Below are 13,942 nucleotides of genomic sequence, written 5' to 3'. Positions count from 1 at the left end.
TGATGGTGGCTTTAAAGCAAGCTTGGCAGCTAAAGCGAGCAGAGAGCCATCTTGAATGCGACATCTTTCGTCACCGCCTGAGGACGAAGTTCACCATCTTGCGTGGCAAAACGGATCCAAATCATATATTTGTTCGCACTTATTTCAGGAAAGATCCGATCATCCCCGTTTACCCAGACGCGCAGCAATTGGTAGACCTTGCCGCCAAGCATTTGCTGAAACGCACCACTCGGACCAATCACTGGCTCGGGTTGTGCCGATTCTCGTAACATCCCCAGAACCATAGAAATCCCTTCTTTTAAGGGGATCAGTGGTTCAATCCACTTTTGCAGATCGACACCACGTTCACTGACTGCCCGGCATTGCCAGGCATGAAAGGACGGCATATCCACCTGCGTTCCACCGCCTGGCACGGCCAATCTACCTCGTAAACTCACCAGCCAGTCGTTCTCTCTCAGCGACTGACCTGTTTTGCCCGTCATGACAAGGTTACTCGCCACATGTTCCATCTGAGCTAATGTCTGTCGCAGCGCATTGGTATCCACGCCAGGATGATCTTGCAGGGCCATCAATGCTGATCGCTGGCGATCGAGATCTTGTAGCACGCTACTTTTCATGTCGGCACGTTCGGTGGCATCAAGCAAATCAAAGAGTGCTGACAAGGCAACTTGATGCAATCTCGCATCCCCTGGTTGAGCAAAGAATGTCAAACGGTCAAACAGATACTCGAGCCGCAATAAGGATCGAACTCGTTCATTAAAAGGATATTCAAAAAGAATCACTGACGCTTGCACTCTTCAAAGAGGATACACCTGGATTTTGCCGCCCGATGGTACACCAAGCGCTGCTTAACAAACCCGAAATATTAGTTTGTAACAGCAAAACGACACCACCTTTCATGCAGGGCAGCTGCTTGCCTCGTAAGATAGTCGATTGACACCGAATTGTCATTCAAAATCACATCATCTGCGACTGAAAGCCGTTGCTCTCTGCTCGCCTGTGCAGCCAATATTTTTTGAATAGCGGGCAGGCTTAGGCCACTTCGGGTTTGTACTCGGCTGATCTGACAGTCGACGTCACAATCAACCACACAGATTCGATCGATGCGGTTGAGCCAGTTGCCAGATTCGACAAGCAACGGTATTTCAAACACAATATATTTGCCAGTTGCCGCTCGTGCGGCCAATGCTGCGGCGGCCCCAATGAGTGGGTGAAGGATTTGCTCGAGTTTATGGCGTGCTGTGCTATCTGCGAACACCAGCTCTCGCATCCGTGCACGATCCATCGCCCCAGATGTATCGATCAGGTGCGGACCAAATGCAGTCTCAATGGGCTTGATGCCCTGGCCGCCCGCTGCGGTTAGCGCTCTTGCGAGTTGATCAGTATCAATAACCGTCGCCCCCCATTGCGCGAGCAACTTCGATACCGTTGACTTACCAGACCCAATTCCACCGGTTAACCCTAGCTTGAACATGCAATTCTCAATGCTAAATGACGCTTCGGTGAGTTTGACCTAATTCTGTGGCCAAAAGCAAGCAAATAAACCGAGGATTCCCGCCATCGACAGAAAAGGTCCGAAGGGGATGGCAACGGCGTACCCCTGTCTGGTTTTTAGCCAACGAAGCCCGACTGCAATGCAGGCGATGCAAGACGCAACCAGTAACACCACAGGGATCATTGACGCCCCTACCCACGCCCCCAACGCCGCAGCCAACTTAAAGTCACCATGCCCCATCGAGGGCCTTCCTGTGAGGTACTGGCAGAACCCTGCTAGCAGTCGCAAGGGCAGATATCCAGATATTGCACCGAGTACTGCCTGTTCGAGCGGGATCACGCGACCGGTCAGATGAAACAACAAACCAGCCCACAACAATGGCTGGGTCAACACATCGGGTAATAAGCCAGTGTAAGCATCGATGCGCGCCAGGACAATAAGCACCTCACCGACGACCGCTAGTACCAGCACACTCAAGAACGGTATGCCCAAATAGCAGGCGAACCCCGGCAAGAAAAAAGCAATCATCACGTGCAAAACGGCGTGCCAGGGCCGAGGCGCAGTCGTCGATGGCAAACAAGCTTGTCGGTCTTCTTGTAACCAGCGCTGTTGTAAACGCCCGACCAGATGCTGACTCAGCGAACAACCGATCCAACTGGTCGCGCTCACCGTGATCGCAATACCGGCGAAACGCATCATCGAATCGACATCCGCGTCGTAGAATAGAGGGGTTGCATCCGTTATCATTTTTTTCAATCAGGGATTTTTTGTCATGTCAGAATCGATTTTGGTAATAGTTAAGGCCAAATCAAACCCTATGCTAGGTTTAGGCATGGCGTCTTTGATGGTCTTGGCGCTCAATGGCTGCTCTAACATCACGACGGCCAGTTCATATGAGCCTCCAAAAGCAAACTCGGCCACGGATGCCACTGCGATCGCAACCAATGCGTACGCCGCACAAACGTTGCAGGCCCCTTCACAAATACAGATCGATTTTCGTGGCGCGCCTGTCGACAAAAAAGCCTCAGTGAACACGGCCGATCAAAGCGCGCAAACGGTTACCCCGCAGGTATACAAAGCCCCTCAGCAGGATCGAGACGGCGCAACCACTTTGGCTGCGACAGGCACACCCGTAACCGATGCCCCGCCAACACAAACGGCAACGACGCAGAGCACCGATCACTCACCCGTCGTCTCACCAGCATCGCCACAATCAGAAGTTGTCCCTGAGCCTCAGTCCTTTTCAGGCACGATCCCTTGCTTTAACCCCAATATGGGGTGCGATGCGCAGAAGGTGGTGTTAAGCCTGGCACCGAACGGACGGTGGCGCTCACGCACGACATTCTTAGAGCAAACGAAGCAAAACGGCAAACCGTTGTCTGAGCAAGGTTGCTGGCGCACCGTTTTGGGCTCAACGACGAAGATCTCTGTCCTGAGCGCATCGGGTGCAGAGCGCGCGCAGTTCTCGCTACCGACTGAAAATCTATTGCGTGTTGTTTCGGTTAACGGTCAAGTACCCAACCTCAATTACTCGCTTTCTCGCCAACCCGACCTTGACCCGATTAAAGAACTCGACAAAACGCCTGCACCAACTTGTCAGTAAGGTTGCCTGCCCGATTGTTCATTGACTTGCGTTTCGGGATGTTCAGCCTGCCCGAGGCTGGACCCCTCAGGTGGGTTTGTGCACAGCTCTCGAGCGAGCTGCACGGCATTTCGAACACCCATCTTATAAAAAATACGGGCTCGATGTGCCTCGACCGTCCGCATAGAAATGCCGAGATCGATGGCAATCACTTTGTTTGACTTGCCTTCGGCAACAGGCGCGATCACATCACGCTCACGGGCAGTAAGCACCGACCAACCAGCACCCGCAACTTCATCATATCGCTTCATACTGCCTCCGTTTTATGACGAAGTGCAGTCTGGCAGATCATGGGCAAGTCGCAAAGCTGTCAAAACTGACAGGCGGACTAACCCTATGTACGTATTGACAACTAAGCGATTGAGCTGAACTCCAAGTTATCGATTAATCGCGTATTTCCCAATTTAGCCGCAGCGAGCACCACGAGGGGCTCGCCAGCCTTGACTTGGTCTGGCGTTGGTTTGTGCAAATCACGTTGGCGTCGAATAGCGATGTAGTCAACCTTCCAACCTCTCGCACTGAGAAAATCTGACGTCTGCCTTTCGAGTGCCGCGACATCCAGTTGACCGGCGAGCAACCGTTGCTGAAGCAGGTTAAGTTCAGCGTAGAGACGGGGGGCTTCTGCCCGCTCGTCCCTATTCAAATACATATTGCGTGAAGAAAGAGCCAGACCATCTTCTGCGCGAACGGTCTCGTGCGCCAACACCTCAACAGGCAGTTGAAACTGGCGACACATATTTCGAATCACCATTAACTGCTGGTAATCCTTTTTACCAAAAACGGCAACCCTAGGCCCTACACAGGCAAAGAGTTTAAGCACCACGGTGCTCACACCACCGAAAAATCCGGGGCGATGCTCGCCTTCCAAAATATCGCCAAGTTCTTCTGGGGGGGAGACCCGATAGTTTTGCGGCTCAGGGTACAGCTCGTTTTCATTGGGCGCAAAAAGTACATAAACATCACGATCGCGCTCTAACTTATCGATATCATTTTGCAACGTGCGAGGGTAACGGTCGAAATCCTCATTGGGACCAAACTGCAGTCGATTCACAAAGATACTGGCAACGACCGGATCGCCGTGCTGACGAGCGAGCTTCATCAACGCGAGATGGCCTTCATGCAGATTACCCATCGTGGGTACAAATGACACACGCAATTGACCTCGCAATTGATCTCGCAAGTCTTCAATCGTATGAACAACTTTCAATGAATGTATCTCCGTAACATCAGTTCTCGCCGCGACTCGTATAGGCCAGCCTGACGTAGATAGGGGCGTAGGGTTCGGCCTGAGTAATCTCTAATAGGGCCTCGCGCGACAATTCGAGCATCGCTAGAAAATGCACCACGACAATCGCAACCGGCGCACCTTCTTGAATGCGCTCTAAAAACAGGTCGCTAAACTCCATGAAACGAACATTGGATAAACGACGCAAGATATGCGTCATGTGATCTCGCACTGACAATTGTTCTCGCGTAATGTGATGATGCGCATTGAGTTTTGCGCGCTTCAAAATATCCATCCACGCCTGGCGCAAGTCATCGACGCTCACCTCTGGTCGCATCCGCTCAACTTGTAAATCGGCAAATGCTTGTGCCCTTTCGAAATCACGACCCAATTGAGGTAAGGCATCCAGTTTCTGAGCAGCGAGCTTCATCTGTTCGTACTCAAGCAGACGGCGCACCAACTCTGCGCGAGGATCGTCGACCTCACCATCCCCATCCGCCTTTTTGACGGGCAGTAGCATGCGTGATTTGATTTCAATCAGCATGGCAGCCATCAACAAGTATTCAGCCGCCAGCTCAAGGTTGTGAAGGCGAATCTGCTCGACGTAGGATAAGTACTGTCGAGTAACTTCCGCCATTGGAATATCGAGCACGTTGAAGTTTTGCTTGCGAATCAAATAAAGCAAGAGGTCGAGCGGGCCTTGAAACGTTTCTAAAAAAACCTCAAGCGCATCTGGTGGGATATAGAGATCCTGAGGCATCGAAAACAATGGCTCACCATACAGACGAGCCAACGCCACGGCATCAACAACATCCGGTGTGGTGTCGATCTGAGGCTTAAACAACGCGTCCAGACGCTCGTCCGAACTTTGTCCTGTCGTCATTAAATTTCGTTCAATTTAATCGTTTTGATAAACATAGGGCATTTGAGGCACGGCGGCGGCCTTGAAGCCTTCAGTAAGCTCAGGATCTTGAGGCTTATCCCACAATCTCGCGCGACCGTCTCGTTGACGCTGCTCAAGATCTGGATGCGCGGCTTTGTATGACTTCAGAAACTCGGTGATTTCAGACGTATAGTTTTTCGACATGATTCGCAAGGACAGGCGGACAAAGGGTTAGACTTAAGCTAGTTTACTGTACAGAACAAAGCTTTTCCGATGTTATCCAGCAAAACCCACTCAAACAAAAAACCAATCGAGCAAGGGCAGCAAGCGTCTGGCCACCTGCTTGCCTTTATTGTCGGTTGTGCGTTATTCATGCAAATGCTTGATTCAACCGTGGTCGCGACGGCACTGCCAGCCATGGCACGGGCGCTTAGCACGACGGCGGTTGAGCTCAATGTGGCGATTACCTCCTACTTGTTATCTGCAGCAGTGTTTGTGCCCGTCAGCGGGTGGGCTGCCGACAGGTATGGTGCGCGTCGCGTCTTTATTGCCGCCATTGCCCTATTCACCTTAAGCTCAGTCGGGTGTGCCTTAGCGAATTCCATCTTGACGCTGGTCATCGGAAGAGTCATACAGGGCTTAGGTGGCGCCATGATGGTGCCTGTGGGGCGCATTATCTTGCTAAGAAGCACACCTAAGCAGCAACTATTGAATCTCATGGCTTTTTTATCGATGCCGGCGCTGCTTGGCCCCATGATGGGGCCTCCCTTGGGTGGTTTTTTAGTGACCTACGCCTCGTGGCACTGGATATTTTTAATCAATATACCGATTGGCATCGTTGGGATTGCAATGATCTTGCGCTATGTCAAAGAGCTTCCCGCCGACGGATTACCTCATCGCCTCGATTGGTTTGGATTTTTGCTGAGTTCAATCTGCTTGGCAAGCCTAGTGGGCGGCTTTGAAATGATGAGCAATCAGGATGCCTCATTGTTACGCACGTTAATGCTTGTTGCCACGGGCCTCGTTTCTGGCTTGATTTATGTGTGGCACGCCCGACGACACCACGAACCCATTCTCGACTTGACACTCATGCGAATACCGACTTTCCGGATTGCAATGCTTGCGGGTAATCTTTGCCGATTCACGGTCGGTGCGACACCGTTTTTACTGGCGTTGCTCTTACAGGTGGGTTTCGGTTTATCCCCATTATCCGCTGGTCTCATCACGTTCACCGGCGCAATCGGCGCGTTACTGATGAAATTCGTCGCCCCCCCGATCTTGCATCATTGGGGATATCGACGCGTGCTCATGGTCAACGCCATTTTTACTGGTGCAGCACTGATTCTTTGCGCCACGTTTTCGCCCAGCACCGCCAACAGCGTGATGATCGCAATCTTGCTTGTGGGTGGCTTTTTCAGGTCTTTGCAATTTACCGCGACGAACACCCTCGCCTATGCGGACGTGCCTCAAGTGAGCATGAGTCGAGCAAGCAGTTTTGCCGCCATGGGACAGCAATTGGGGGTCAGCCTTGGCGTCGGCATTGCTGCCGCTACGATTCGAGTGAGTCTTTCCGTGACCGGTGATACCGAATTGGCGACACATGACATCGTGCCAGCCTTTTTAGTGGTTGGGTCACTCTGCATGCTATCTTGCCTGTCGTTCAAGTCGCTAAGTAAAGACGCTGGTCAATCCTTACAAGCCAAGTCAAAGCCCAGCAGCAGCTAACACCAGTGCGACCACACCAAGCGGTTAGTTCACTTGCGCGCCAGAGATTTTGACGATTTCTTTATATTTCTCAAGCTCTTGTCTGATCATTGCTGTGAATTGAGCTGTGCTTAATCGCAGCTGATTCGAACCCATCGTGCTCAGCCGCTCGATCACGTCTGGATCAAGCAATGCCTTTTCGTAGGCGTCATGAAGGATTTGAACGACCGCTGGTGACGTGCCCGCCGTTGTAAAAACACCAAACCAAGTACCGATATCGAATGGGCTTATGCCCGCTTGTTCAACGGTAGGCACCTCGGGCAACATCGCCGAACGGCTCGTTGTCGTCACCGCCAAAGCACGCACCTTGCCATCCTTGATCAACGCAGCGGATGCCGCCAGGTTGTCGAACATAAAATCTGATTGACCCGACAAGAGGGCCAATTGAGCAGGTGAAGCACCTTGATAAGGTATGTGTACGACATCAATATGAGCCCTTGCCTTGAGCAATTCACCCGCTAAGTGCCCGGCACTGCCAGAGCCTCCCGACCCGTAATTGAGTTTGCCGGGGTTTTCACGAGCAAACCGGATCAAGTCACCCAAGGTTGTGATTTTGTTTTTGATGGCAAAGTCCAGGTTGACCACCAACACATTAGGCACGGACGCGACCAAGGTGACAGGCGCAAAATCTTTAATGGGGTCGTAAGGGATGTTGGCGTAAAGCCAGGGGTTAATCGCATGCGTGGCGACTGCCCCCATCACCAGGGTATAGCCATCGGGTGTCGCTTTTGCAACTAAGTCTGCCCCAAGATTACCGCCAGCCCCAGGCTTATTTTCGACAATCAGGGGTTGCCCAAGCGACCCGCGCACCTTTTCTGCCAATAGCCGAGCCATCGCGTCGAGCGGCCCGCCCGGGGGATAAGGCACCACCATCCTCACCGGCTTGGCAGGCCAAGGTACCGCCTTCGCGACCTGCGCAAAAGGCGTTTGGGCAGCCAACGCCATCATGATGCCTGCCGCGATCACTGCCAACAGCTTGCCGCCTCGGGGCATCATCCTACGCATTAATGCAAAATCTGACTGAGAAAGAGTTTGGTCCGATCATTTTGCGGATTGTCAAAAAATGCGTCAGGTGCATTTTGTTCAATGATTTCGCCTTTATCCATAAAGATAACGCGGTCAGCGACTTTACGAGCAAAACTCATTTCATGGGTGACGCATAACATGGTCATACCTGACTCTTGCGCCAGCGAGACCATGACATCCAACACTTCCTTCACCATTTCGGGATCAAGCGCAGAGGTTGGCTCATCAAACAGCATAATTTTCGGGGCCATACAGAGAGAACGCGCAATCGCTACCCGTTGCTGCTGTCCGCCCGACAACTGACCCGGATATTTGTTCGCTTGATCAGGAATACGAACCCGCTCAAGGTATTTCATGGCATCGGCCTCTGCTTTGGCTTTAGGTGTTTTTAATACCCAAATCGGCCCAAGCGTCAGGTTCTCGAGCACCGTCAAATGTGGGAACAGGTTGAAATGCTGAAACACCATGCCAACGTCTCGTCGGATGGCTTCAACATCTTTTAAGTCGCTCGTAATCTCTGTGCCTTCGACCACGATCTGGCCCTGCTGGTGTTCTTCGAGGCGATTGATGCAACGGATCAATGTCGATTTACCCGAACCCGATGGGCCGCAAATGACGATGCGTTCGCCACGAGCAACCTCTAAATTGACATGACGTAACACATGAAACTTGCCATACCATTTGTTGACATCTTTCATGGTAATGATGGCATCGGCCATATTGATCTCCAAACCTATCGTTGATGACCAGTAGCAAGACGCTTTTCAAGCGCTTGGCTGTACCGGGACATCGAGTAACAAAAAATAAAATAAATGGCGGCAATAAACAAATAGACTTCGACACTAAAACCTCGCCACTCTTGGTTGACCAAAGCAGCCTTGGCCGACAAGGTCAAGTCGAAGATACCGATAATCACGACGAGTGAGGTGTCTTTAAACATGGCAATAAAAATACTGACCATCGGTGGGATAACCACTTTAAGCGCCTGGGGCAAGATCACCAACCGCATTTGTTGCCAGTAGCCCAGACCCAGCGAATCTGCACCCTCGTACTGGCCTTTCGGTATCGCTTGCAAACCACCTCTCACGATTTCGGCAATATAGGCGGCAGCGAACATGATGATGGCGACTAAGGCCCTCAACAGCTTGTCGATATTCATCCCTTGTGGCAGAAACAAAGGCAACATGACCGATGCCATGAAAAGCAAACTGATCATGGGCACCCCGCGAATCAGTTCGATGTAGATGACAGAAATCGATTTGATAGCCGGCATCTTCGAACGACGACCAAGTGCCAGCACTACCCCGAGCGGGAAGGCGAAGACGATGCCAAACGTCGCCAACAACAGCGTGACTGGCAAACCACCCCAAAGGCTGTTCTCTACATAAGGCAAGCCAAGTACGCCCCCCCACATGAGGATGGCAACTGCCAGCAAGACAAGCGCCCAAGCGACCGCCAGAGGTGGTTTCCAGAAGCGCCGCCAGCCGCTCACTGCAATGACGCTCAGCAATAGCAGACAGGCGATCAACGGACGCCACTGCTCGTCGTAGGGGTAAGTGCTGAGCAACATCAATCGATAATTCTGAACAACAATCGCCCAACAGGCGCCGCCTGTTTTCCGACAGACGTCACCCGTCTGTGCTGACACATTTGCCTTCAGAATTGCCCAGTCGATAAAAGCGGGGACGGTCAGCACCAGCAGCCAGAGCACAAGCCCGGTCAAGATGATGTTGACAGGCGATGACAATAAATTATTTTTCACCCACACCCACGCGGTCGGACTGCGAAGCATCGGCGCCGAGGTAGGTTCTGTTGTAAGGCGAGTATCCATCGTGCTCATTCTCAACGCTCCGTCAACGCGATGCGTTTGTTGTACCAGTTCATAAAGACCGAGATCGACAAACTGACCGTCAGGTAGGCAGCCATGATAATCATGATGCCTTCGATCGCCTGGCCCGTCTGGTTAAGGGTCGTATTAACGATCGACACAATATCTGGGTAACCAATCGCCACCGCAAGCGAACTATTTTTCGTAATATTCAAATACTGACTGGTCATGGGGGGAATAATTACCCGCAAGGCCTGGGGTAACACAACAAGTCTGAGGGCCAAACCGCGTTTAATACCCAAGGCGTCACTGGCCTCCCATTGTCCATTGCTCACGGACTGAATGCCGGCACGGACGACCTCTGCAATAAAGGCGGCTGTATAAACCACGAGCCCCACCAACAGTGCCGAAAATTCTGGGGTTAAAGTCAATCCGCCCACAAAATTGAAGCCCTTGAGCGCTGGCAGATCAACGGAGATGGCCTGCCCACTGAGCCACCACACGAGTAACGGTAGCGAAACGACGAGCAGCAGGCCGACGCGCAGCAACGGAAATATCTGCCCCGTTTTCTCTTGCCGACGTGCAGCCCAGTTGGCTGTGAGCACAAAGGCGAGCAACGCTAACCCAAGCCCCACAAATAACCACAGCATCCCTTCGCCCTGTAATCCGGGTATTTTGATCCCTCGATTAGAAAGAAAAACCCCACTCACCGGATGCAATGCTTGCCTTGGCCCGGGCAGGTTTTCAGAAATCAGTGAATACCAAAAATACATTTGCAAGAGCAAAGGGATATTGCGAATCACCTCAACGTAGACGGAGGCGAGTTTTGCAATCAGCCAGTTTTTTGATAAACGGGCGACACCAATCACGGTACCTAGCAGCGTTGCCAGCACAATCCCGATACCCGCCACAACGAGCGTGTTCACCAAGCCCACGGCGATCGCGCGTCGATAGGTGTCTGCAGGCGTATAAGAAATGCTGGACTCGCCAATCGCAAAACCAGCTTCGCGAGATAGGAAGTCGAAGCCGGTTGAAATGTGACTGGTCGCCAGATTGGCTAGCGTGTTGTGTACTAAGAACCAGACACCACCGACGACGGCGGCAACCGCCAAAACCTGAAAAATAATCGACCTCACGACAGGATCGTGCCAAGACAATTTGGTCTTGGGTCGGGTCGACGGTTGATAGCGTTGATCGATCATAAATATGTTTGAAAAAAATTGGGGCGGCCATGCCGCCCCGGTGAATCAAATATCGACTAGCGGACTGGCCAGGCGTACATCACGCCACCTTTGGTCCACTGCTGATTCAAGCCACGTGGCAATTTCAGTGGGCTGCCAGCGCCAACCGTACGATCAAAGCTTTCGCCGTAATTGCCGACTTGCTTAACGATGGTGTATGCCCACTTTTCGTCGACACCCAAATTCTTACCCATGCCTGGGGTAGCACCCAGAATGCGCTGAACGTTAGGATTCGTGCTCTTTAACATCTCGTCAACATTCTTAGAAGTAATACCGTACTCTTCTGCTTCAACCCAAGCATTCAAAGACCAGCGAACGATATTGAACCATTGCTCATCACCCTGACGAACCATCGGGCCGAGGGGCTCTTTTGAAAAGTCTTCAGGCAAAATAACGTAGTCATCGGGGTTCGGAAATGTCGACCGAGTTGAAGCCAGACCAGATTTGTCCGTGGTGTAAGCATCGCAGCGACCTGACACGAAAGCACCAACGACTTCTTCGAGCTTATCAATCACAACAGGTTTGAATTCAATCTTATTGGCACGGAACCAATCGGCGAGATTGAGTTCAGTCGTCGTGCCTGGCTGCACACACACGGTGGCGCCGTTGAGTTCTTTCGCGCTTTTGATGTTTGATTCTTTCTTAACCATCACGCCTTGGCTATCGTAATAGAGCACGCCAGCGCCCAACAGGCCGAGCGTTGCATCACGAGTCAAGGTCAAGGTTGTATTACGGGTCAACACGTCAACTTCACCAGATTGCAATGCCGTGAAACGCTGCTGCGCCGTCAGTGGTGTTACTTTGAATTTGGTGGCGTCGTTAAACATGGTCGCGGCGACTGCGCGGCAAAGATCAACGTCGATCCCTTTCCATTCACCTTTACTGTCGGCGGCCGAAAAGCCGGCGACGCCTGTGGAAACGCCACACTGCACAAACCCTTTCTTCTTGACGTTATCAAAGGTCGTCCCTGCTTGTGCAACTGAGCATGTAGCTAACACCAACGCAGCAACTGCTGCAAACTTGTAAACTTTCATCAAATATTCTCCAATTACAAAAAACCATGCGGCTAGGATAAACCCTTACGCCTGTTAGCGTACAAGCACGATGGCGAGATATTAGTCGCCTCAGCGTCACTAATGTATGGGGGAATTCCCTCGTTTGCAATAGCTAATTTTTTAATGAGAGTTACTATTCGTCAATGGAATTGACTCGATCATGATCGAATTTCTGCATGTTTTTAAGTCTTACGGTCAGCAACCAAACATTTTGGTAGACATCACTTTTCAAGTGACTGCCGGAGAGTTCGTTTTCGTCGCAGGGCCTTCGGGGGCAGGTAAATCCACGTTATTAAAGATGATTGCAGGTTTAGAGCCTGCCTCACGCGGATCTATTCAAGTCAACGGTCAACGGCTTGACTCGCTATCGGCGCGGGCAAAACCCTATTTACGACGCGCTGTCGGGGTGATTTTGCAAGATACCCATTTACTTTACGATCGCAGCGCAATTGATAACGTCTTGTTACCGCTTTCAGTCACCGGACTCCCCTTAAAAACGGCCAGATCGCGCGCCAGAGCGGCACTAGACAAGGTCGGATTATCAGCCAAAGAACAGGCCAATCCGATCACCTTATCGGGGGGTGAACAACAACGACTGGCCATCGCACGCGCGATTGTCAATCGACCGGCCATTTTGATTGCAGATGAACCGACAGCGAATCTGGATGCCGACACAGCTCAACGAATCATGTCGGTGTTTCGCGATTTCAATCGGGTAGGTGTCACCACGTTGATTGCTTCGCACGACGAAGCGCTCATGGCGCAATACGCCTCGCGGTGTTTAAAGATCACGCGAGGCGGGTTCGCTGACAGCGCCAGCGACCTAAATCCTCTCGGGACCACACCATGAGCGTTTGGGCTACCCAACACCGATATGCGATCACCGTCACGCTCAGGCGCTTGGTTGCCCAGCCGTTTTCGTCAATCGCCAACATGGTCGTCATCGCCCTCGCATTATCACTGCCCTTGATTGGTGCGTGCCTTCTCACCGCCGTTGAGCCTGTTGTTCGTCAAGTATCCATCACACCAGATTTGACGATATTTTTAAATCCAGACGTTGGGCCAGGTGCCGCCGAGAAATTGGCCAACCGCATCCGCAAAGAGCACAAAGACCTCGCCTCTGCAGTACGCATCGTGACTAAAGACAAAGCACTGGCGACACTGAGAGACAATCCTGCATGGGATCAGGCATTGAAAGTGCTACCAAACAACCCTTTGCCAGATGCGCTGGTCGTCGCGCTACCTGGTGGAGAAGACCTTGCGACGCGGGCCCGTCAACTGGTTCAGACATGGTCAGCATGGGAGGATGTTGATCTTGTCCAGCTCGATAGTGCCTGGGTTCAGCGACTAGAGGCCATTTTAAGATTTGCCAACCTTGGATTGAGCCTGCTCGGACTGAGCGTCGCGGTCGTTGTACTTGCAACGGTGTTCAATACAGTGCGGATGCAAGCACTGTCGCAACGGGATGAGATTGCCGTCGCTCGGCTAGTGGGTGCCACTGAATCTTTTGTTCGACGCCCCTTTCTCTATTTGGGTGCCCTTACTTGCGTATTGTCGAGTTTGCTGGCCATCGCCATTGCACGTGCTGCCCTCGTGCCACTCAATGCTGCGCTCAGCAGCTTAGCTCGCAGTTACGATGCGAATTTCTCGATCGGCTTGCTATCCATAGAAACATTAATTATCGCCGTGGTCGCCGTGGCGATGCTGGGCTCACTGTCAGCACGCTGGTCAGTCAACCGCCACACACGTTTTTAATGACACTGAGCCAGCGATCTGTGCTGGC

16 protein-coding genes are annotated in these 13,942 nt (G+C 52.0%); 4 read left to right on the top strand and 12 right to left on the bottom strand.

Annotation, left to right across the window (positions count from 1 at the left end; translation table 11 throughout):
* Nucleotides 1-29: 29 nt before the first annotated feature.
* The 3 genes from zapD to AC1W8Y_RS08510 form a co-directional block, all read right to left on the bottom strand.
* Nucleotides 30-782, bottom strand: coding sequence for a cell division protein ZapD (gene zapD, locus AC1W8Y_RS08520; RefSeq protein WP_482014053.1), 753 nt, complete (start codon nt 780-782; stop codon nt 30-32).
* An 83-nt stretch (nt 783-865) separates the two neighbouring features.
* Nucleotides 866-1,474, bottom strand: coding sequence for a dephospho-CoA kinase (gene coaE, locus AC1W8Y_RS08515; protein ID WP_482014052.1), 609 nt, complete (start codon nt 1,472-1,474; stop codon nt 866-868).
* 39 nt (nt 1,475-1,513) lie between these two features.
* Entirely contained in the window at nt 1,514-2,242 is a 729-nt protein-coding gene (locus AC1W8Y_RS08510) for a prepilin peptidase (RefSeq protein ID WP_482014051.1), read from the bottom strand.
* 25 nt (nt 2,243-2,267) lie between these two features.
* Here AC1W8Y_RS08510 and AC1W8Y_RS08505 point away from each other — a divergent pair, with 25 nt between their 5' ends.
* Nucleotides 2,268-3,098 carry a hypothetical protein gene (locus AC1W8Y_RS08505; protein WP_482014050.1) on the top strand — a complete coding sequence of 277 codons (831 nt, stop codon included), beginning with the start codon at nt 2,268-2,270 and terminating at the stop codon, nt 3,096-3,098.
* On the opposite strand, the gene AC1W8Y_RS08500 is transcribed toward AC1W8Y_RS08505, so the two are convergent.
* The 4 genes from AC1W8Y_RS08500 to AC1W8Y_RS08485 all read right to left on the bottom strand — a co-directional run bounded on the left by AC1W8Y_RS08500 (nt 3,092) and on the right by AC1W8Y_RS08485 (nt 5,449).
* Nucleotides 3,092-3,388 carry a response regulator transcription factor gene (locus AC1W8Y_RS08500; RefSeq protein ID WP_482014049.1) on the bottom strand — a complete coding sequence of 99 codons (297 nt, stop codon included), beginning with the start codon at nt 3,386-3,388 and terminating at the stop codon, nt 3,092-3,094. The genes AC1W8Y_RS08505 and AC1W8Y_RS08500 overlap by 7 nt on opposite strands.
* 101 nt (nt 3,389-3,489) lie before the next feature.
* Nucleotides 3,490-4,344, bottom strand: coding sequence for a pantoate--beta-alanine ligase (panC, locus tag AC1W8Y_RS08495; RefSeq protein WP_482014048.1), 855 nt, complete (start codon nt 4,342-4,344; stop codon nt 3,490-3,492).
* 19 nt (nt 4,345-4,363) lie between these two features.
* Nucleotides 4,364-5,245 (bottom strand): segregation and condensation protein A, encoded by an 882-nt coding sequence (locus AC1W8Y_RS08490; protein WP_482014047.1) that lies wholly within the window; start codon nt 5,243-5,245, stop codon nt 4,364-4,366.
* A 15-nt stretch (nt 5,246-5,260) separates the two neighbouring features.
* Nucleotides 5,261-5,449, bottom strand: coding sequence for a DUF3460 family protein (locus tag AC1W8Y_RS08485; protein ID WP_482014046.1), 189 nt, complete (start codon nt 5,447-5,449; stop codon nt 5,261-5,263).
* A gap of 69 nt (nt 5,450-5,518) precedes the next feature.
* On the opposite strand from AC1W8Y_RS08485, the gene AC1W8Y_RS08480 reads away from it, so the two are divergent.
* Entirely contained in the window at nt 5,519-6,970 is a 1,452-nt protein-coding gene (locus AC1W8Y_RS08480) for a DHA2 family efflux MFS transporter permease subunit (RefSeq protein ID WP_482014045.1), read from the top strand.
* Between the two features lie 24 nt (nt 6,971-6,994).
* Here AC1W8Y_RS08480 and AC1W8Y_RS08475 read toward each other — a convergent pair whose 3' ends face one another.
* The 5 genes from AC1W8Y_RS08475 to AC1W8Y_RS08455 are packed head-to-tail and all read right to left on the bottom strand — an operon-like array spanning nt 6,995 to nt 12,138.
* Nucleotides 6,995-8,014, bottom strand: a complete 1,020-nt coding sequence (locus AC1W8Y_RS08475; protein WP_482014044.1) for a Bug family tripartite tricarboxylate transporter substrate binding protein — start codon at nt 8,012-8,014, stop codon at nt 6,995-6,997.
* Entirely contained in the window at nt 8,014-8,754 is a 741-nt protein-coding gene (locus tag AC1W8Y_RS08470) for an amino acid ABC transporter ATP-binding protein (RefSeq protein WP_482014043.1), read from the bottom strand. The genes AC1W8Y_RS08475 and AC1W8Y_RS08470 overlap by 1 nt, the downstream gene beginning before the upstream one ends.
* Before the next feature lie 14 nt (nt 8,755-8,768).
* Nucleotides 8,769-9,866 carry an amino acid ABC transporter permease gene (locus AC1W8Y_RS08465; protein ID WP_482014042.1) on the bottom strand — a complete coding sequence of 366 codons (1,098 nt, stop codon included), beginning with the start codon at nt 9,864-9,866 and terminating at the stop codon, nt 8,769-8,771.
* Between the two features lie 11 nt (nt 9,867-9,877).
* Complete coding sequence (locus AC1W8Y_RS08460) at nt 9,878-11,065, bottom strand: amino acid ABC transporter permease (RefSeq protein ID WP_482014041.1); 1,188 nt, start codon at nt 11,063-11,065, stop codon at nt 9,878-9,880.
* A gap of 56 nt (nt 11,066-11,121) precedes the next feature.
* On the bottom strand, nt 11,122-12,138 hold the full coding sequence (locus tag AC1W8Y_RS08455; RefSeq protein WP_482014040.1) for an amino acid ABC transporter substrate-binding protein: 1,017 nt from the start codon (nt 12,136-12,138) through the stop codon (nt 11,122-11,124).
* A 181-nt stretch (nt 12,139-12,319) separates the two neighbouring features.
* Here AC1W8Y_RS08455 and AC1W8Y_RS08450 point away from each other — a divergent pair, with 181 nt between their 5' ends.
* Together AC1W8Y_RS08450 and AC1W8Y_RS08445 are read left to right on the top strand one after the other, a co-directional pair.
* Nucleotides 12,320-13,009 carry a cell division ATP-binding protein FtsE gene (locus AC1W8Y_RS08450; protein ID WP_482014039.1) on the top strand — a complete coding sequence of 230 codons (690 nt, stop codon included), beginning with the start codon at nt 12,320-12,322 and terminating at the stop codon, nt 13,007-13,009.
* The gene (locus tag AC1W8Y_RS08445) at nt 13,006-13,914 is read left to right on the top strand and encodes a cell division protein FtsX (RefSeq protein WP_482014038.1); all 909 of its coding nucleotides are present in this window, start codon (nt 13,006-13,008) and stop codon (nt 13,912-13,914) included. The genes AC1W8Y_RS08450 and AC1W8Y_RS08445 overlap by 4 nt, the downstream gene beginning before the upstream one ends.
* Nucleotides 13,915-13,942: the final 28 nt, after the last annotated feature.

It is taken from the genome of Jezberella sp. (genome assembly GCF_964834465.1).
The sequence above is the reverse complement of the archived record's forward strand: the minus strand, read 5'-3'. Positions and strand labels throughout refer to the sequence as shown.